Here is a 19,620-nt window from a genome sequence, read left to right on the forward strand (position 1 = left end):
ATGAATTTCATATTATACATATAGTGGAGGGGATGTACATGAAGGAGCAATATAAAATCATTGTTTTAAGTGATGAGTTATCAGGGGAGAGGATTCGAAATACGTTAGACAAAAATAAATGTAAAACAATAGTTCATGTTGTAGACGTTTCAGATGTTGTTCGTATAGAAAGTTCTTTTCAATATATAGTCATTTGGAGAGGGGACGCAGAAAAACTTACAAATGACTTGATAAATAGGGGCGTGCAAAGTTCAAAAATTATTAATTTAACAAAATACATGTATGAATGGAAGGATAAATTAATTTCTATCTATCAAATAAATCCGGATCTTATGTCTTTATACATTTCTATGAAAAAAGCAAAGAGTGATCCGACGTATGAATTGTTTGCTACCGGTTTGTCTTATCCACATTGTGGCATAAGTACGGAGCTTCTCTCAAAAAAGTCAATAAAATTAACACTTCCATCGCAAGATCTATACTATGATTATTTAATAGCGTCACAACTTTTATCAAACAATCATTCATTTCAATATTGTTTAATAGGAATAGCCTATTTCTCGTTTTACTTTGATATGTCGTTATCATCTGAATCATATAGAATTCACAAAGTATATTATCCATTGTTTCAAGATGGTCATCATACTGTAGTTCATTCTCCTCTACCCACTGATGGATTCTCACATCTAAATACTCCGAAACCACTTCTTTCTATTTTTAATTTGCATTTTGAATATATTTTATTAGACGAACTAAAAGATGAATCATTGACGCTGCCTTGGATAAATGCTGAATGGAATACTACTTCTCTTCATATTCCTTTTGAAGAACACGGGAAAATAAGAGCAGCTTCACATGCTAAATTGGCGTATCCTCATACTTTAGATGAAAATAAAATGATTTTTAAGAAATATTTAGAATTACTGTTAAAAAACGATATAAAGCCATTAATTGTTGTGTTCCCTGTTACTTCACATTATTTCAATTGTAGTAGTAAGAAATTAAAAGAAGATTTTTATAAAGTTATAAATGATTTTCAAACTCAATATTCTTTTCAAATTATAGATCTATTTGATTCGCCATTATTTTGTGACGATGATTTTTATGATAGTGATCATATGAATAAAAAAGGTGCAAATAAAATGTCCGCATTATTAAATATGTTTATTCAGGAACGAAAAGTATGATATTTTGTTTCATGTTTGCATAAAAGTATATAGGCTCCATACAGTTAAAGTAATGTGATTTTTGTGTCGCGTATATAAATAATATGCGAAGAGGTGAGAGAGTTAAAATGAGAACTCGTATTGAAAGAACTGAAGAAATGGTAGAGCAACTTCCGTTGGTAAGTGTATTAATTCCTACGTATAATCGTCCTAGTTACTTTGAAAAGGCGTTATGTAGTGTGTTAGAACAAACGTACCCTAATATAGAAATTATAGTTGGAGATGACAGCACGAATGATGAAACAGAAAAATTGTTACAAAAATACTTATGTGATCATTCAAATATTATTTATATAAAAAATAGGTCAACTCTCGGACAATTTGAAAATGCGTTAATGTTATTTAATGAAGCGAACGGTGAGTATATAAATTTTTTAATGGATGATGATGTATTTCATGTGAATAAAATTGAAAAAATGATGAAGTATTTTTTCAATGATTTAGATAATGAAATTAAGCTTGTAACATCTCATCGTCAAGTCATTGATGATAAAGGGAAAGAACTGCGACATATTTATTCGACTGTCCGTTTATTTGAAGAGGATACCATTATAGAGGGAACAGAATTAGGAAATAAGGTAATTGTGGATCAAAAAAATTATATTGGAGAACCGACAACAGTTTTATTTCGTAAAAATGATTTACAAGAACCATATGGGATTTTTGATAAGAGGCGGTATTTATGTAACGTAGATATAGCTTCATGGTTATCTTTATTAAGTAAAGGAAAAGCAGTATATATAGCAGAGACACTGAGTTACTTTCGATTACATCCAGATCAACAGTTAAATGAATCTAATAAAATGATGGATGGGTTAGAAGATTTTTCACACAGTATTATAGCAGGAGAACAATATGGTTTCTTATCCACCGAAAAAGAGTTAGACAAAGCGATAACTAATTTTCTAGATTATGCAAGAAGGATAGTTCCATCATCAATATTATATACATTAGACTATTACCAAAAAATTAGAGCGAAGAAAATAAACATAGAAAAGAAAAAACAACATATAAATAATAATTCTTCATTACCGAAAGTAAGTATACTTATTCCTGCATACAATAGACCTTATTACTTGGAATTAGCACTCAACAGCGCTTTGAATCAAACATATGAAAATATTGAAATTATTATTTCTGACGATAGTACAAATAATGAAGTCAATGCTATGATTCAACCGTACTTACGTGAATATAAGTGTATTACATATGTTAAAAATGAAACGCCGTTAGTTGCCGAAAACTTTAATAAGTGTGTAGAACTTGCGAATGGGGACTATATAAACTTTTTATTAGATGATGATTTATTTCATCATGAAAAGATCGAGAGAATGATGAAATACTTTTTGACGTTAGAAAATATTTCATTTGTGACGTCATATCGTGAACTGATTGATGAGAATGGAGAGATATTACCACCTTCAACATTAAATATGAAAATCGCGAAAGAAACTACACTTTTTGAAGGAAAAGAATTAGGAAATTATATGTTAAAAAACTTAAAAAATGTAGTTGGTGAGCCGACAACTGTTTTGTTTAATCGGGATTTGTTTGACGGGAAGTTTGGATATTTTAAAGGAAAGGCTTATTCTGCTATTAATGACATTGCAACTTGGCTAGATATGATGAGGAAAGGAAAAGTAGTTTATATGCAAGAACCTCTTAGTTATTTTAGACAACATAGTGGACAAAATCAAAAACAAATGCATTTTATTTTAATGACAATTGAAGAGTGGATTGAATTAATTATAGATGCATATAATAGTGGATTTTTAAGCTCCGAAAGTGAGTATAAAGAGAGTTTATCTTATTGTTTAGAAAATGCGGGATTTATAGTTAAGGATGCAGTAAGAAATGGCGAACTAGATCAAATTTATAATGAAAAGATAAAAAAAGGGTTAAACAAGTTAGTTGCTCATATGTTTGAGAAAGAATCTTGTTATTGTCAATATTGCAATCAACAATTTGAAAAATTTTCACCTTGGCCAGCGCATTATGATTTTCCGAAATATAAATTTGAGATGTGGAATAAAGATACAGGGATATGTCCAGTTTGCAATTCGATGGATCGTGAAAGATTGTATCGTGCGTACATTGAAACGGAAACGGACTTGTTAAATAGAAACTATACAATGCTTCATATTGCACCTGAAGCGAAGTTAAGAGATTGGTTTAACGAGTATAAAAATATTACGTATGTATGTGGTGACTTAGAACCAAAGGATCCATTAATGAAGGAAATTGATGTTACAAGGATTACATATGATAGTAATACTTTTGATGTAATATTATGTAGTCATGTGTTAGAACACGTTCCTGATGATGACAAAGCAATGCGAGAGTTATATAGAGTGTTAAAGCCAAATGGATGGGGAATTATTCAAGTACCGATCGTAATGAATGTAGATTTTATTATAGAGAATGAATTAATTGTAACACCACAATTGAGGAAATTAGCTTTTGGTCAAGAAGATCATGTGAGAATTTACAATCAATCGGGATTTATTCAACGATTAATGAATGCAGGATTTAAGGTAGAATTATATAACATAGCGGAAAAACAAGGAATGAAAAGTGCTAGGAAGTTTGGATTAACTGAAACAGATATGCTCTATATTGTCCGAAAATGATAGGAAGGAATAGATAGATATGGAGAATATTCCTTTTTTACGTGCTTCAACTGTACCTGTAAGTGAGTATTTGGACGAATTGAAGGAAATTGATACATCTCACATATATACGAATTATGGACCTATAAATCAACGTTTTGAGGAAACAATTATGTCGTCATTTTTTCAAAACAGGGGAGCTGTTACAACAGTAGCAAACGCAACGTTAGGGTTAATGGCGGCTATTCAACTAAAGAAAAGAAGAAAGGGAAAGTATGCTCTCATGCCTAGCTTTACATTCCCTGCGACTGCCTTAGCCGCTATTTGGTGTGGATTGGAACCGTACTTTATTGATATTTCAATAGATGATTGGTATATGGATAAAACCGTACTTTTGGATAAAATAGAAGAATTAAAAGAAGAGGTTGCGATTGTTATCCCGTACGCCACTTTTGGATCATGGATGAACTTAGAAGAATATGAAGAACTAGAGAAGAAGGGGATTCCGGTTGTCGTAGATGCGGCGCCGGGATTTGGATTAATGAATGGAGGGATGCATTACGGTCAAGATTTTAGTGGAATGATTGTATATAGCTTTCATGCAACAAAGCCGTTCGGAATTGGTGAAGGAGGGCTCATATATAGTAAAAACGAAGAAGATATACAACGTATTAAAAGAATGGGGAATTTCGGATTTGATAAAAATCGTGAATGTACGATGATGGGGTTTAATTGTAAAATGTCTGAATACGCAGCAGCTATTGGGATAGCGACTATAAAAAAGTGGGATCAAAAATTAAAAGAACGCAGCCGTATTTCTGAATGGTATAAACAGTTGTTACAAAATACTGGGTTAATGAAAAAAGGGTGGAAAGTCCAAAAGACAGAAGCGGTTATTCACCAATTTATGCCTATCATTTGTCCAGAAGAAGTTCGCAATATACAAGTAATAGAAGAACTGAAAAAACAGAAAATAGAAGCTAGATTATACTTTTCACCATCTTGCCACCAACAAGTTCTTTTTAAAAACTATAAGTCTACAGATTTAACAAAGACGAATAAAATAGCAAAACGAATCGTAAGTTTACCTTTATGGGAAGGAATGACGAAAGAACTAGTAGAGCAAATTGTAATCTGTTTAGAGCAGAAGGTGGTGTCGGTAGATGAATAGTTTTTATAGTCAAGAAGAACTAAAGCAAATTGGATTTTTATCTGTTGGGAAAAATGTATTGGTTAGTAAAAAAGCAAGTATATATAATCCGAGTGCTATATCAGTTGGCAATCATGTAAGAATTGATGATTTTTGCATTTTAAGTGGTAAAATCACAATTGGAAGTTATTCGCACATATCAGCGTATACAGCGTTATATGGAGGGGAAGTTGGGATTAAAATGCATGATTTTGCAAACATCTCAGCTAAAACAATCGTATATGCAGTACTTGATGATTTCAGTGGAAATACATTAATGGGGCCAACCGTCCCGAATCAATATAGGAATGTGAAAGCAGAAAAAGTTATTTTAAAAAAACATGTGATTATTGGTGCTAATTCTATTATTTTTCCAAATGTAACGGTAGGAGAAGGTACGGCAGTCGGTGCGATGAGTATGGTAAAAGAGAGTTTAGATGATTGGTATATTTACGCTGGAGTTCCCGTAAGAAAAGTAAAACCTCGTCAAAAAAAGATGCTAGAGTTAGAAATTGATTTTTTAAAAAGCATCCATTCTTAACAAAAAAGAATGAATGCTTTTTATTTTTATCTCGCTATTTGCCGGGCAGTAAGACCCTACCTCAAAATTCAGCGGAAGTAAAGAAGTTAGGTGGGGATCGGGCTGATAGCCAGTGGGGGATGAACAAAATCCTCACTGATTAAACTTTCACTTTATGATAGAGCAGAGAGTATCTTAACTTATTGTGTTTTAAATTTTGCTGACCAAGGCAATACTGAGCCATAGTGAATGTAAAGTTGGAGGGCGAGCGTATATGTTTGATGAAGATGGGATTGTTTTAATTATGGAACCAGCTGATGAAAGAAACTTGAGGAGATTTATTTTTTCAGTGCCAAAGTCAGTGTATGAAAAGAAGGGGCTTACATTACACTATGGAACAGCTATAGGACAAGGCTATATGGATATAATTGAAGATATTATAAGCGTACATATAGAAATAGATGTTGTAACGATAATAGGGCATGTAAGAGGATAAATAGCTATTTGAAAAAGGTTATAAACAATTTAGCTAGAAGTTATGTATAGAGAAAATTACAGACAATGATAAAGACGAAGGGAGTCTAAAATGAAAATAAAATCAATTTTATTAGTATTTATAGTTTCAATTGGTTTAATGGGATGTTCAATAGTGGAAGAAGGAAAGAACTCCATAGATTATGCTCAAAAGGCGACAGACTATGTAAATGAAATAAGTGCATTTGCAAATGATGCACCAGCATTAGCAGAAAAGGCCGTTAATGATAGCGAGGCTCGAAAAGAATTAGAAACGAAGCTTAGTGAAATTAAACAAGATATACCCGCATTCAATGAATTAACGCCACCTGATGTAGCGAAGGATATTCATCAACAAATCGTCGGATATAACGAAAAGTTAAATACGTTAATTGATACGGCGATGACAAAGATAGAAGAAGGAAAAGTGGATGTAGAGCAATTTAAAAACTCTGAGCTTATGCAGACGGTAGATCAAGTTCGAGATTTGAAAGATAAAGTGCAAAATTTAGGTCAATAGTAAAAAGCTCCGTTTGTGATAAACGGAGCTTTTTGTATAAGTGATTACTGAATAAAATAAACCACAACACCCATTAAAATGATGGTATTCCCAATTACTTTTCTTTTCGTTACTTTTTCACCTAAAAAATACCAACCGAAAATTAATATGATGATATAACTTAATGATTCTAATGCAGAGACTTGATTTATTGTCAGTCCCTTTAAGGCGATAATATTGAATCCTGCGTTAAGTACAAATAAAGAGTAACCGATGATTACATATGGATTTACATATTCTTTTAATTTAGAATCATATTGCTGTAAAGTAGCCTTTTTTAATAAAATTTGTGAGTAATTGGCCAATACGATTCCAAAGATCAATAACAACATATAACTATTCATCTTTTGTCACCACCACAATTCCGACGATAATAATAGCCGCACCAAGTAAATGATTCCACTGTATCGTATCTCCAAATAGAACTACTGACCAAAGCATTGACCACAGTATAATAATTCCGCGATGTGAATATGCTTTCGATATTTCGAAATGCTTAATTACTTGTTGCCATAAAATTGCATATCCGAATAAAAGTACAACTAGTCCGAAATAAGCAATAAAAAATGAGATGGAAGCAATGGGAAACTTAGCTGCCCATTTCATGTAAACCACAATGATAGAATATATCAAAAAAGCTACATGTAAAAATACGTAATTTTTAATAGTTGGTTTCATTTATTCACTCTCTTTTACATATAAATATATATTTATATCTATCTTTTCCTAATAATAGATATTGGAACGTATTTTGTTTAATCTTTCACATTCCAAATTATATAGTATCATGGCTTTTATTGTAAAACAATAGAAGCCATGCATTCATTTTTTCCAAGGTTCTACAATATGTATCGTTTTATTTGTTGCATCCAACTCTACTTGAACACCGATAGGCATGGTAATCATTGGATGTGTATGACAACAATCGAAGTCAGCTAGAAAAGGAATTCTTTGATTTTGAAGTACTTCTAGTAGTATTTCAAAAGGTTTTCGATTTGTACCACAATCATCAAATTGCTCATGTTTTCCAAGAATGATACCTGAAATTTTATCGAATACACCGTTAATTTTAAGTAATGAAAAGCTTCTTTCAATAGTAGCTGCGTCTTTTGAACTGTCCTCAATGAAGAGAATGTCGCCTTCTTGAATATGTGGCATATAGGGGCTACCCCAAATTCCTTGTATCGTGTTTAAATTCCCGCCAATAATACGCCCAGTAGCTTTTCCATCAATTACTGAAATCCAATCGTTTGGTCGAAGTTCTTTCTCCTTTGTCTTTTCTTCCCAATTAATAAATTCATCTGACCAAAATAATGGTTGTTTTATATGATAAGGAAGAGAATGATCATGTAGTAAAGTTTCAGCGAAATATTTGTATGTGCAATCAACAAAAGGTTCAAATTCGCCAAAGGAAGGGACGAGAGCTGGTCCATAAAATGTAGGAATTCCTGTTTTGGTGTAAATTGCTAGTAATAAAGCAGTTGCATCTGAATACCCAATCATTATTTTAGGGTTCTTTAGAAAAGCATCATAATCAATATAAGGTAATATTGAATTTGAATTCATCCCACCAATTGTTGAAATAATACAAGAAATATTAGGATTTCTTATTAAGGCATTTAGCTCCTCAGCACGCTCTTGTATACTACCAGAACGATAAAAATCATATCGACCTGTTAATGAACCTTCTAATATATGAAACCCTTTCTGTTGTAAGTAAGATTTTGCTCGTTCAAATCTCTTTGGTGAAGTGTAGGTTACTGGTGAAGAAGGGGAGTAAATCCCAACTGTGTCTCCGTATTTTAATGATTTTGGAAGTAGCATTTGTATGAATCCCTTCTATTAAATAGTTTATCTCGCTATTTGACGGGTAGCCTGATTGGTGGGGCTGATTAAAGTTTCGCTTTATTTACGAGATTTTATTATTAAATTTTCTTACGTTTCAATATTGTAAGTTTAACATAAATAAATTAAAATAATCATTGCTGTACTATGAATAAATATACCTTTTACCTTGACTGTATAAAGGAATTGTTGATAAGGTTAAATGTGAGTGTATAAAAGGTTTGCTAAAGGAGTTTTGAAATGAATCGGTTAAAATGGGGAAGGATGACAGTCCTATTAGTCATTATTTTAGGGATATGTTGGTTCTTATTCCAAGGAAATCAAAAGAGCATAGCGAATGTAGAGGGACAACCTTTGCAAGTGGCAGAACTACCTAAAGCAGGATTTACTGAAAAAGTAGTCCCGCCAAAGTACATCCCACCAGAAATTAACGCAAAAGCAGCTATGATTATCGATGCGAGTGATGGAGATATTATTTATCAATATAATGAAAATGAAGCTTTTGCACCGGCTAGTATGTCTAAGATGATGACAGCGTATCTCTTACTAGAGAGTATACATAACGGGAAAGTTCGCTGGGAAGATCCAGTGAAAATGAGTGCGAAGGCGGCACAAACAGAGGGAGCGAGAATCCCAGTACAAGTTAATGACACATTAACCGTTAAAGATTTATATCATGCATTAATGATTGAGTCAGCTAATAATTCAGCTGTGGCTTTAGCAGAACATATGGCAAAATCGGAGAAAGATTTCGTTCAGCTTATGGATGCAAAAGCGAAACAGTTAAAAATGTCGGAACATGCTAAATTTGCAAATGCGTCTGGATTACAAGAGCCAGATGGAAGTGAAACAAAAATGACGGCTACTGATGTAGCGCAATTGGCATATCATCTTATAAAAGATTATCCGGAAATATTAGAAGTGACTCACTTACGCCAAAGTCAGCTAGCATTTAATAATATTAATGTTATAAGCACAAACGACATGTTAAATAAAAATAATAAAAGTTTATATATAGAAGGAATGGACGGACTAAAGACTGGATTTACAGATAGTGCAGGATACTGTTTTACTGGGACTGCAAAGCAAGGTGATAATCGAATTATTACAGTGGTCATGGGGACATCAAGTAAAACAAAACGTTTTACAGAGACAAATAAGTTAATGTCGTATGCATTTGGATTAGTTAATTAAGTAAGTAAAATACGAATCTAGATCGCTACATAAGTAAGACTGTTTGTTGTTACTAATTTTAGATAACAACAAGCAGTCTTTTTATTTTCATTTTAAAAAGGAAAAAGAGTCTAAATACAAGTGTTAACATTTGAGTTTATTTGTTGCTGTGATATTATAAAGTTATAAGCTTATTAATAATAAGTTTGAGGGGCGTAATATGATATATACATATGAAATAGCCTCAATTGAAAATTGGAGGGAATTATGATGGCAAAAGATTTTTACTCAGCAATTGAAGACAGAAGATCTATTTATGCAATTAGTAAAGAGCAAGTAGTTTCTGATGAGAAAATTCAAGAAGTGATTTATCATGCTGTAAAACATACACCTTCAGCTTTTAATTCTCAAAGTGCTCGCATTGTTGTTTTATTAGGAGAACAACATGATAAATTATGGGATATTACGAAAGAAACGTTACGAAAAATTGTACCTGAAAATAACTTTGCACCTACTGAAGAAAAAATGAATGCATTTAAAAGTGGTTATGGAACGGTTTTATATTTTGAAGACAGTGAAGTAGTGGAAAGCCTTCAAGCTAACTTTGCATTATATAAAGATAATTTCCCAACTTGGTCTCAGCAATCATCAGGAATGTTACAATTTGCAATTTGGACAGCTTTAGAAATTGAAGGGTTTGGTGCTACGTTACAGCATTACAATCCGCTAATTGATGAAGAAGTGAGAAAAGAGTGGGATGTTCCAGAGAATTGGAAACTTATTGCGCAAATGCCATTTGGTAAACCGGTAGTACATGCTGGTGAAAAAGAATTCCAACCGCTAGAGGACCGTGTGAAAATTTATAAATAATTTAAAAAGGTGAACAGGAATATAACCTGTTCACCTTTTTTTATACGTAATAAGGGTTTTTTTGTCCTGCATTTTTCATCTGATTTTTTAATTCGTTTTTACGTGTTTCAATAGCTGATACTTTTTGTAATGTTATCATTGAAACGAATTGAATAAAAGCATAGTATAGCTCTATGTTTTTTTGTATTGGATCATCTATTATATTTCTCACAAATATGCCTCCTCTTTTTATTCCAATAAAACTCCGCATTAATGGGCAGCCCGAGTGGTGAGGGTTAATAATTAGCGGAGGATGTATAAAACCCTTCCTGATTAAAGTTTCATTTTATAAGGGAATGAAACTTTAATCAATTCGCTAAAATTCTTGTTTATTAAGATATGTATATAATACTATAAATATCCTATAAATTCCATTATAAGAAAAAGAGAACAGTTGATATAGTGTGTGTTTTCTTTAAAGGAGAAATGGCTTTTGTGAAATAAATCTTACAATTCGTCAAATTATTTCAAAATTGTAGATAGTATAGAAATTTAGTTTTCTAAAAATATTATACTATTGATAAATAGAGTGATTTTTGTCATGATGAAAGTATACTTTATGTAAGGAGCTTTATAAGGAAATACATACTTGAGTTTGTATTAGGTTAATAGAATTTTTTATAATAGATAGAAAAGGGATATTTTATATTAAAATATTAAATGGAATGTCGAATTTTCATGCGATATATAAGAAATTTGAAAAAACCATTGCAAAAACACTGTGTTTAATGATAAAGTTCACATGAAGTTCACACGGATTTCACTTTGTTCATTTAAAATGAACTCTGTGTGAAAAATAAAACTCTTGCTAAAAAATGGAACTGGATGAATATTTTACTTTGATAATATTGTAAAGTATTAAAGTTTTAGTTTTTTTTAAGAGGATAGTAGGGAAAGGAAGTAAAGACAACTTATGAAAAAAGTAATTGCAGGTTTAGCAGCAGCTTCTGTAGCTGGCGTTGCAGTTCCAGGAATGGATTCTGCTCATGCACAAGTTTCAAATGAAGCGCTAAAAGAAATTAATGGACAAACTCAAACTCAAACTCAAACGACTGTAACTGAAACAAAAACTGTAGAAACAACTTCTGAATTAAAATACACAGTAACTGCTGATGTATTAAATGTTCGTTCAGGTGCTGGTACAGGACATAACGTTATTTCTAAAGTAAAATCAGGCCAAGTGCTACAAGTAGTTGGACAAGAAAATGGTTGGTTCAAAGTAAACGTAAATGGTCAAACAGGTTATGTAAGTGGTGACTTCGTAACGACTGGTGGCAAAACAGGAACGACTGTTCAACAAGGAACAGGTACTTACACAGTAAACGTTTCTTCACTTAACGTACGTACAGGCCCAAGTACATCTCATACAGTATTAGGTTCTGTAAACAAAGGTAAAACAGTACAAGTTGTAGGTGAAGTACAAGATTGGTTTAAAATCAACTTCAATGGTGGAACTGGATACGTAAGCAAAGACTTCGTAACAAAAGGTGGTTCTGCTGTATCTAACGAAACACAACAACCAACTACAAACAACAATACTACAACAGTTCAAACTGGTGGTTCTTATGTTGTTAACACTGGTGCTTTAAAAGTACGTACAGGCCCAGCTACATACAACGCTGTAATCGGTGGAGTAACAAATGGTAAAGTATTAAACGTTACTGGTGCTGAAAATGGTTGGTACAAAATTAACCATAACGGCCGCACAGGTTACGTAAGTGCAGACTTCGTTAAGTTTGTAAAAGGCGGAGTAAACAACGTTACAAATAACAATAATGTTACAAATAACGTTCAACAACCAGGTAAAGACGTACAAAAACCAACAACAGGTGGAGATACATCTTCAATCGCTGGATTCGCTAGATCTTTAAATGGTTCACCATACAGAACTGCTGGTACAACACCTGCTGGTTTTGACTGCAGTGGATTCATTCACTACGTATTAAATCAAACTGGTCATAAAGGCGCTCGTCAAACAGTTGCTGGATACTGGAGCTCTAAAACAAAAACTAGCAATCCACAACCAGGTGATTTAGTATACTTCCAAAATACTTATAAATCAGGTCCTTCTCACATGGGTGTTTACTTAGGAAACGGTCAGTTCATTAGTGCAGAAACAGATGCAACTGGTGTACGTATTAGTTCTGTAAGTAACTCTTACTGGAGCAAGCACCTATTAGGTTACACAAAAGCATACTAAGAAAAAGTAGTTTTATGTACTTTTCGTATAGAGAAAAGGCTTTCCAAGGAAACTTGGGAAGCCTTTTTATAGTTGAATAAATTGGAAGTTTAATAGTTTTTATTTTAACTTTCCATTTAAAAATCGATCATATAAGTCATGGAAATAGTTAGGACGAAATAAGTTCGCTGCATGTCCCGCTAACGGTATTTCCTTATATAGAACGTTAGGCAAAATAGATTTCAAATCAAATAGACAAGATTTATAGAGATGATCATGCTCTCCCATTACCCATAGTATAGGGTGAGGAAGTGATTTTAATTTAGATTTTAAATCGAATTCTAACCGATGTCGTAATGACTGGGCAATTATGGATGAATGTAATTGTAATCCGAAACGGTAGTAAATATTTCTTGAAATGACTGCGAACGGATTTGCTTTTAGTATACCGCTTGGAAAAATAGTATTTGCGTATTGAGAGAGCCATTTAGAGTATTCATCTCCTCGCTTCTCCCAAAAATTTTGAAATACATTATATAAACGAGAAGGGTTATTGTAATGTCCCCCAATATGACAAATACTTAATACTTTTTCTGGATGCATTTGTGCAAAAATTGTAGAGATGTAACAGCCGTAACTTAGCGCACAAATATGTGCTTTTTTAATACCTTCTTGCTCATATAAGTTTAATAATTGATCTACGAGGCGCTGTAATGAAAAGTCAATTGCTTCTCCTTTATCATCACCGTGACCTAATAAGTCATAAGTTATAATGTTGTAGGAGGAAGAAAAACGTTTTTGCTCCTTTTTGAAGGCGCGACGATTGCCAACTAATCCATGAATAAAAATAATTGTTTCCTTTTCAGAATGTATATTTGTTTGCAAAAAGGATACTCCTTTCACTAACTGGAGATTTATATCGTGTTTTAAATTATTTATCTATAATTTACATAGAATAATATTAAGTACCAGGTAATAATATCAGATGTTTATATCTGTTGTAAAGATGAGTTTTTATGTATATTTTGTAAAAATAGAAAAAGTGTGTTTACATTCAGTTTACATTTGTATCGTATTCTAATTTTAGAAAGAACAGTTTTGTTTAACATGAGGAGATGAACAGGAATGGAAGTTAGAAATGAAATGAAGAAAAAAGGGAGTTGGAGGCAGTTTTTACGCCTTATTCAAGATACAAATCCTCCGAAAGGAATTTTAGTTTTTGCGTTATTAATGAGTTTGCTTTCTACGGGAGCGAGTTTATTTATTCCTATGCTTACAAAAGGATTAGTAGATAATTTTTCGCTTTCTTCAATTAGTGCAGGACAAATTGTTGGATTAGTTGCTTTCTTTGTAATGCAAACTATTGCGGCAGGGTTGTCTATATATTTACTAAATTATATTGGGCAGAAGATTGTAGCGGGACTAAGAGAACGTTTGTGGAAAAAGGTACTTATCTTGCCGGTATCTTATTACGATCAAAATAGAACAGGTGATACGATTAGCCGTATGACGAATGATACAGGTGTTGTGAAAACGTTAATTTCTGAGCATTTGTCAAACTTATTAACAGGCGGTATTTCAATTGTTGGATCGTTAATTGTATTATTTGTTTTAGATTGGAAAATGACTGCGTTACTTTTAACGGTTATTCCGTTGTCTGTATTAATTTTAGTTCCACTTGGACGAAAAATGTATAAGATTTCAAAAGCGCTTCAAGATGAAACGGCATCTTTTACAAGTGTGTTAACGCAAGTGTTATCAGAAATTCGTTTAGTGAAATCTTCAAATACAGAAAAAAGAGAATATGAAACGGGCAATACAGGTATACAAAAGTTATTACAATTTGGTTTGAAAGAAGGGAAAGTGCAAGCATTAATTTCGCCAGTTATGTCGTTTGTTTTAATGGCACTACTTGTTATTATCGTAGGATATGGCGGGATGCGAGTTTCTAGCGGTGCATTAACAACCGGTGAACTTGTAGCGTTTATTTTGTATTTAGTTCAAATTGTAATGCCGATGAGTCAATTATCTATGTTCTTTACACAATTCCAAAAGGCAATTGGTGCAACGGAAAGAATTAGTACGATTTTAGAATATGAAGTAGAAGATCATGAAACTGGTGTGAAAGTGACAAATGCTAAGCAACCAATTGTTCTTGAAAATGTACATTTTGAGTATAACGAAGAAGAGCAAGTTTTGAAAAATATTGATTTCACAATTGAATCTGGAAAAGTGACAGCGATTGTAGGACCAAGTGGTAGTGGGAAAACAACGTTATTCTCATTACTGGAACGTTTTTATGAGCCAACTAGTGGTGCCATTAAATTAGGAAAAGAATCAATTACGAGTTATTCATTAGAGTCATGGCGACGTCAAATCGGTTACGTATCACAAGATAGTCCGTTAATTGATGGAACGATTCGTGATAATATTTGTTATGGTGTCGAGGGCGAAGTAACGGATGAAGAAATTGAAAAAGTAGCTGCAATGGCATATGTTGATGCGTTTATTCATGACTTACCAAACGGTTATGCAACAGAAGTTGGAGAACGCGGTGTGAAGCTTTCTGGGGGACAAAGACAGCGAATTGCTATTGCCCGAGCGTTACTTCGCAATCCGCAAATTCTTATGCTCGATGAGGCAACTTCAAGCTTAGATAGTAAATCTGAGTCTGTCGTTCAAAAAGCATTAAATAACTTAATGAAAGGCAGAACAACATTAGTGATTGCACATAGACTTTCTACTGTTGTAGATGCAGATAAAATTATCTTTATTGAAAAAGGGAATCTTACAGGTAGTGGTACGCATGATGAATTATTACAGACGCATGATATGTATCGTGAGTTTGCAACGCAGCAATTGAAAATTAAAGAGGGGGCATTATAAAATGAATCATCAGTGGGATTTTACTCCACTGATGATTCATTTTTAAAAAATATATTAGATGCTAAATAGAAAGGAAATGGTTCCTTTGATACCTAAAATTTTAATAGTAGACGACGATCCACACATTAGAGAACTCGTTTCTGTATTTTTAGAACGAGAAGGTTTTCAAACATATGAGGCAATTGATGGAGTAGATGCACTTCAGAAAATGGATGACGTAAAAGTCGATATGGTTATTCTTGATATCATGATGCCAAATATGGATGGATTTGATGTATGTTTTGAATTAAGAAAATACTATGATATCCCGGTTCTGATGCTAACTGCCAAAGGAGAAACATCACAAAAAGTAAAAGGATTTCACCTTGGGACAGATGATTATCTTGTAAAACCATTTGATCCTATAGAACTAGTAGTGAGAGTAAAGGCATTATTGAAACGTTACCAAATTACAGTTTCGCAATCGATTCAAGTTGGAAATGTATTATTAAATCGTAAAACATTCGAAGTTACATCTGGAGAACAAACGGTTACGTTACCGTTAAAAGAATTTGAGCTGCTCTTTACTTTAGGGGCTAAATCGGGAAGAACTTGTTCGAGAGAGCAATTAATTGAAGAAATATGGGGATATGATTTTGAAGGGAATGAACGTACACTAGACGTTCATATTAATCGGTTACGTGAGAAGTTTCAAGAAGAGCAATCGAAATTTAGTATTAAAACAATAAGAGGATTAGGGTATCGCTTAGAGGTAAGTAAATGAGAAAAAGAAAACGAATGAGTAAGTTGAAGATGCTGAAAGTATTTGGAGCGGTATTAGCGTTCTTTTCTATTCTTACTATCATTTGGTCTATCGCATTTTATGTAGCAACTAGTTTATTGAATGCTTTTGACGTAAACGTATCGCCGTTTGTTGCCTTTCTAATTAGTGATATGGTCGGTTTTGTCTTTATTATTCTTATTTGGACATTGATTGGAATATTAATGAGACCAAAACGAGAGGCGATGATTTGGACTATTATTGAACCGATACAAAAAATTGCAAAAGGAGACTTCTCCGTAAAAATAAGAAATGAAGAAAAGTATGATGGTGAAATTGGCGTGCTCGTAAAAAGTATAAATGATATGACAGATGAACTGAATACGATGGAGAAAATGAGACAAGAGTTTGTATCGAATGTTTCTCATGAAATACAGTCACCGTTAACTTCTATAAAAGGATTTGCTAGAGCACTACAAGACGATAATCTTTCTGAGGAAAAAAGAAAGCATTATCTTACCATTATTGAAACTGAAACAACGAGATTATCTAAACTAAGTCAAAATTTACTAAAGCTAACTCTTTTAGAATCAGAAGAGTATACACCAGAAAGAGTGAGCTATCGATTAGATCAACAATTAAAGCAAATTGTGTTAAATAGTGAACCACTCTGGGCTGAAAAAGAAATTGAGTTAGAACTAGATTTAGAAAAAGTATATGTTATTGCTGACCAAGAAAGTATGAGTCAAGTGTGGATTAATTTGATTCATAATAGTATTAAATTTACTCCAAGCGGTGGTACGATTACTATTCAGTTAAAGGAACATGAGACAGTAGTGGAAGTGCGTATCCGTGATTCAGGAATTGGTATATCAGAAGAACAGAAACAACATATTTTTGAGCGTTTTTATAAAGCGGATTCTTCACGAAATCGTGCCTATGGAGGAAGTGGCTTAGGTTTAGCTATTGTAAAGAAAGTACTCGACCTTCATCATGGGGAAATAAAAGTTGAGAGTGAGGAAGGAAAAGGTACTGAATTTATTGTGCGTATGCCAAATCATGAAGAGAAATAGTGTTAGAGAGAACCTTCTAACACTATTTCTCTTTAAAAATGCATTTACCGTTACTGCAATTATATTGATAAGCTTTTCCTTCGCTTTTCATACTCATACACTCTCCTATGCTGGATTTGTTTTTATTTTACATGAATAATGGTAAAAAAATGAAACTTATAAATAAAACCTTTCTATAGTTACCTACAAGTAACCTACGCACATGAAAGTGCATCATTGCCTTTTTACATAAACATAGATACAATTTTAATATAATACATAACTGAGATGATTAAGGAGTGTTATACTTGGCAGAATTATTACAAGGTAAAAATGCTTTAATTACAGGAGCAGGTAGAGGGATTGGTCGCGCTGTAGCAATCGCATTAGCGAAAGAAGGCGTAAATGTAGGCTTATTAGCTCGTTCAGAAGAAAACTTAAAAGCTGTAGCAAAAGAAGTAGAAGCAGAAGGTGTAAAAGCTGTTATTGCAACTGCTGATGTTTCTTCATATGAAGAAGTAACAACTGCGATTGAAACGTTAAAAAATGGTTTAGGATCTATCGATATTTTAATTAATAACGCTGGTATTTCTAAATTCGGTAAGTTTTTAGAACTAGACGTTGCTGATTGGGAAAAAATCATTCAAGTAAACTTAATGGGTGTATACTATGCAACTCGTGCAGCTTTACCGAGCATGATTGAACAACAATCTGGTGATATCATTAACATTTCATCTACAGCAGGACAAAAAGGTGCACCTGTAACAAGTGCATATAGTGCTTCTAAATTTGGTGTCCTTGGCTTAACAGAATCGTTAGCGATGGAAGTTCGCAAACATAACATTCGTGTAACAGCTTTAACTCCAAGTACAGTAGCAACTGATATGGCTGTAGATTTAGGATTAACTGATGGAAACCCTGATAAAGTAATGCAAGCAGAAGATATTGCAGAATTTATCGTAGCGCAGCTGAAATTAAATAAACGTACATTTATTAAATCTGCTGGGCTTTGGTCTACTAATCCATAGGAATTAAATTTAACTTTAAAAGAAGGGATATCTATTCTATAAGGGGTAGATGTCCCTTCTTTATTTTTTGTATTCAAGACAGAATTTTCGGTATAATTAAAAGTGAATGGTAGAAAGCATTGGTAAATTGAAAGGAATGGCAGTTGTAAAAGAGTGATGTAAGGAGGGAAAAGGAATGAAAAAGAAGTTTCAAAAATTATAACGTGTAGCGTGTATAACGAGACTAGCTCGTGGACCTCCAATATACATAACACTATATTGTATATTAAAAAATTGGAGGCTATAAGTAGATGAGAACTGAAAAAGAAATGTTAGATTTAATTATAAATACAGCAATAGAGGATGAAAGAATTCGAGCTGTCATCATGAATGGATCGCGTGTAAATCCAAATGTGAAAAGAGATTGTTTTCAAGACTATGATATTATGTATGTTGTAAATGATATACAATCTTTTACGTCTAATCATAATTGGATTCATAGATTTGGAGAAATAATGATTGTACAAATGCCAGAAGAAATGTCGTTAGTTCAACCAGATGAAGATGGGAAGTTTCCATATTTAATGCAGTTCATGGATGGGAATCGGATTGATTTAACGCTAGTTCCAGTTGAGTTAATAAAAAAGTTCGTTGGACAAGATAGTTTAAGTAAACTGCTTCTTGATAAAGATAATTGTATGGAAGGATTCCCGCCAGCAAGCGATAAGGATTACTTAATAAAAAAGCCTACAGAAAAAGAGTTTTTGGATTGCTGTAATGAATTTTGGTGGTGTAGTACAAATGTGGCAAAAGGGTTATGGAGAGAGGAACTTTCTTATGCAAAAGGAATGCTTGAAGGACCAGTGCGAGATATGTTCATCGTAATGCTAGAATGGCATATTGGTATGAAAACAGACTTTACAGTTAATACAGGGAAGTTTGGAAAGCATTTCGAGCAATATATTGAAGAAGATATGTGGGAGCAATTTAAAAGGACATTTTCTAATGCAGAATATGAAAACATATGGGAGTCATTCTTTGTTATGGGTGATTTATTTAGGGAAGTGGCGAACGAAATCGCTAACACATATGAATATCACTATCCGCAAGATGAGGATGATAAAGTGACGAACTATTTAAAACATGTGAAAGCTTTGCCAAAAGATAGTACATCAATTTATTAATAATATAAA

At 33.0% G+C, this 19,620-nt stretch carries 19 protein-coding genes and 1 pseudogene; 14 read left to right on the forward strand and 6 right to left on the reverse strand.

Annotated features, from left to right (window positions below; genetic code table 11):
• The first annotated feature begins 38 nt into the window (after positions 1–38).
• From C3Y97_RS09335 to C3Y97_RS09360, 6 genes are all read left to right on the forward strand, one after another.
• Positions 39–1,187: a hypothetical protein gene (locus tag C3Y97_RS09335; protein WP_000664262.1), complete on the forward strand. Its 1,149-nt coding sequence runs from the start codon at positions 39–41 to the stop codon at positions 1,185–1,187.
• A gap of 107 nt (positions 1,188–1,294) precedes the next feature.
• On the forward strand, positions 1,295–3,856 hold the full coding sequence (locus tag C3Y97_RS09340) for a glycosyltransferase (RefSeq protein WP_001260415.1): 2,562 nt from the start codon (positions 1,295–1,297) through the stop codon (positions 3,854–3,856).
• Between the two features lie 19 nt (positions 3,857–3,875).
• Positions 3,876–5,006, forward strand: a complete 1,131-nt coding sequence (locus C3Y97_RS09345) for a DegT/DnrJ/EryC1/StrS aminotransferase family protein (RefSeq protein WP_000427964.1) — start codon at positions 3,876–3,878, stop codon at positions 5,004–5,006.
• Complete coding sequence (locus C3Y97_RS09350; protein WP_001084196.1) at positions 4,999–5,565, forward strand: acyltransferase; 567 nt, start codon at positions 4,999–5,001, stop codon at positions 5,563–5,565. Before C3Y97_RS09345 ends, C3Y97_RS09350 begins: the two co-directional genes overlap by 8 nt.
• Positions 5,566–5,818: 253 nt before the next feature.
• Positions 5,819–6,040, forward strand: coding sequence for a hypothetical protein (locus C3Y97_RS09355; protein WP_000459099.1), 222 nt, complete (start codon positions 5,819–5,821; stop codon positions 6,038–6,040).
• Between the two features lie 90 nt (positions 6,041–6,130).
• On the forward strand, positions 6,131–6,577 hold the full coding sequence (locus C3Y97_RS09360; RefSeq protein WP_000695202.1) for a DUF6376 family protein: 447 nt from the start codon (positions 6,131–6,133) through the stop codon (positions 6,575–6,577).
• Between the two features lie 44 nt (positions 6,578–6,621).
• Here the strand turns inward: C3Y97_RS09360 and C3Y97_RS09365 are convergent, their stop codons facing one another.
• The 3 genes from C3Y97_RS09365 to C3Y97_RS09375 all read right to left on the reverse strand — a co-directional run bounded on the left by C3Y97_RS09365 (position 6,622) and on the right by C3Y97_RS09375 (position 8,440).
• Positions 6,622–6,960, reverse strand: coding sequence for an EamA family transporter (locus C3Y97_RS09365; RefSeq protein WP_001089877.1), 339 nt, complete (start codon positions 6,958–6,960; stop codon positions 6,622–6,624).
• Positions 6,953–7,294, reverse strand: coding sequence for an EamA family transporter (locus C3Y97_RS09370; RefSeq protein ID WP_000805132.1), 342 nt, complete (start codon positions 7,292–7,294; stop codon positions 6,953–6,955). Before C3Y97_RS09370 ends, C3Y97_RS09365 begins: the two co-directional genes overlap by 8 nt.
• 144 nt (positions 7,295–7,438) lie before the next feature.
• Positions 7,439–8,440 carry a S66 family peptidase gene (locus C3Y97_RS09375; protein WP_000926330.1) on the reverse strand — a complete coding sequence of 334 codons (1,002 nt, stop codon included), beginning with the start codon at positions 8,438–8,440 and terminating at the stop codon, positions 7,439–7,441.
• A gap of 261 nt (positions 8,441–8,701) precedes the next feature.
• On the opposite strand from C3Y97_RS09375, the gene C3Y97_RS09380 reads away from it, so the two are divergent.
• Together C3Y97_RS09380 and C3Y97_RS09385 are read left to right on the forward strand one after the other, a co-directional pair.
• The gene (locus tag C3Y97_RS09380; protein ID WP_069358024.1) at positions 8,702–9,655 is read left to right on the forward strand and encodes a D-alanyl-D-alanine carboxypeptidase family protein; all 954 of its coding nucleotides are present in this window, start codon (positions 8,702–8,704) and stop codon (positions 9,653–9,655) included.
• Between the two features lie 246 nt (positions 9,656–9,901).
• Positions 9,902–10,504 (forward strand): nitroreductase family protein, encoded by a 603-nt coding sequence (locus C3Y97_RS09385; protein ID WP_002204806.1) that lies wholly within the window; start codon positions 9,902–9,904, stop codon positions 10,502–10,504.
• Between the two features lie 40 nt (positions 10,505–10,544).
• Here the strand turns inward: C3Y97_RS09385 and C3Y97_RS09390 are convergent, their stop codons facing one another.
• Positions 10,545–10,715, reverse strand: a complete 171-nt coding sequence (locus C3Y97_RS09390; RefSeq protein WP_001244279.1) for a hypothetical protein — start codon at positions 10,713–10,715, stop codon at positions 10,545–10,547.
• 741 nt (positions 10,716–11,456) lie between these two features.
• Between C3Y97_RS09390 and entFM the strand changes: the two genes are divergently transcribed.
• On the forward strand, positions 11,457–12,743 hold the full coding sequence (gene entFM / locus C3Y97_RS09395; RefSeq protein WP_000755513.1) for an enterotoxin EntFM: 1,287 nt from the start codon (positions 11,457–11,459) through the stop codon (positions 12,741–12,743).
• 99 nt (positions 12,744–12,842) lie between these two features.
• Here the strand turns inward: entFM and C3Y97_RS09400 are convergent, their stop codons facing one another.
• Positions 12,843–13,607: an alpha/beta fold hydrolase gene (locus tag C3Y97_RS09400; protein WP_001194309.1), complete on the reverse strand. Its 765-nt coding sequence runs from the start codon at positions 13,605–13,607 to the stop codon at positions 12,843–12,845.
• Positions 13,608–13,847: 240 nt separating this feature from the next.
• Here C3Y97_RS09400 and C3Y97_RS09405 point away from each other — a divergent pair, with 240 nt between their 5' ends.
• The 3 genes from C3Y97_RS09405 (at position 13,848) to hitS (ending at position 17,441) form a co-directional block, all read left to right on the forward strand.
• Positions 13,848–15,608 carry an ABC transporter ATP-binding protein gene (locus C3Y97_RS09405; RefSeq protein ID WP_000453886.1) on the forward strand — a complete coding sequence of 587 codons (1,761 nt, stop codon included), beginning with the start codon at positions 13,848–13,850 and terminating at the stop codon, positions 15,606–15,608.
• Positions 15,609–15,693: 85 nt separating this feature from the next.
• Positions 15,694–16,371 carry an envelope stress response regulator transcription factor HitR gene (gene hitR, locus C3Y97_RS09410; RefSeq protein WP_000612413.1) on the forward strand — a complete coding sequence of 226 codons (678 nt, stop codon included), beginning with the start codon at positions 15,694–15,696 and terminating at the stop codon, positions 16,369–16,371.
• A complete protein-coding gene (hitS, locus tag C3Y97_RS09415; RefSeq protein ID WP_136363302.1) occupies positions 16,368–17,441 on the forward strand; it encodes an envelope stress sensor histidine kinase HitS in 1,074 nt (357 codons plus the stop codon). The genes hitR and hitS overlap by 4 nt, the downstream gene beginning before the upstream one ends.
• 22 nt (positions 17,442–17,463) lie before the next feature.
• On the opposite strand, the pseudogene C3Y97_RS28450 reads toward hitS, so the two are convergent.
• Positions 17,464–17,532, reverse strand: a pseudogene (locus C3Y97_RS28450) (DUF3139 domain-containing protein); the annotation flags it as partial.
• A gap of 196 nt (positions 17,533–17,728) precedes the next feature.
• Between C3Y97_RS28450 and C3Y97_RS09420 the strand changes: the two are divergent.
• Both C3Y97_RS09420 and C3Y97_RS09425 read left to right on the forward strand, forming a co-directional pair.
• Positions 17,729–18,448 (forward strand): 3-ketoacyl-ACP reductase, encoded by a 720-nt coding sequence (locus C3Y97_RS09420; RefSeq protein WP_000818985.1) that lies wholly within the window; start codon positions 17,729–17,731, stop codon positions 18,446–18,448.
• A 290-nt stretch (positions 18,449–18,738) separates the two neighbouring features.
• Positions 18,739–19,611, forward strand: coding sequence for an aminoglycoside 6-adenylyltransferase (locus C3Y97_RS09425; protein WP_136363304.1), 873 nt, complete (start codon positions 18,739–18,741; stop codon positions 19,609–19,611).
• Positions 19,612–19,620 lie beyond the last annotated feature (9 nt).

It is taken from the genome of Bacillus sp. DU-106, from assembly GCF_004799705.1.
Lineage (GTDB): Bacteria > Bacillota > Bacilli > Bacillales > Bacillaceae_G > Bacillus_A > Bacillus_A cereus.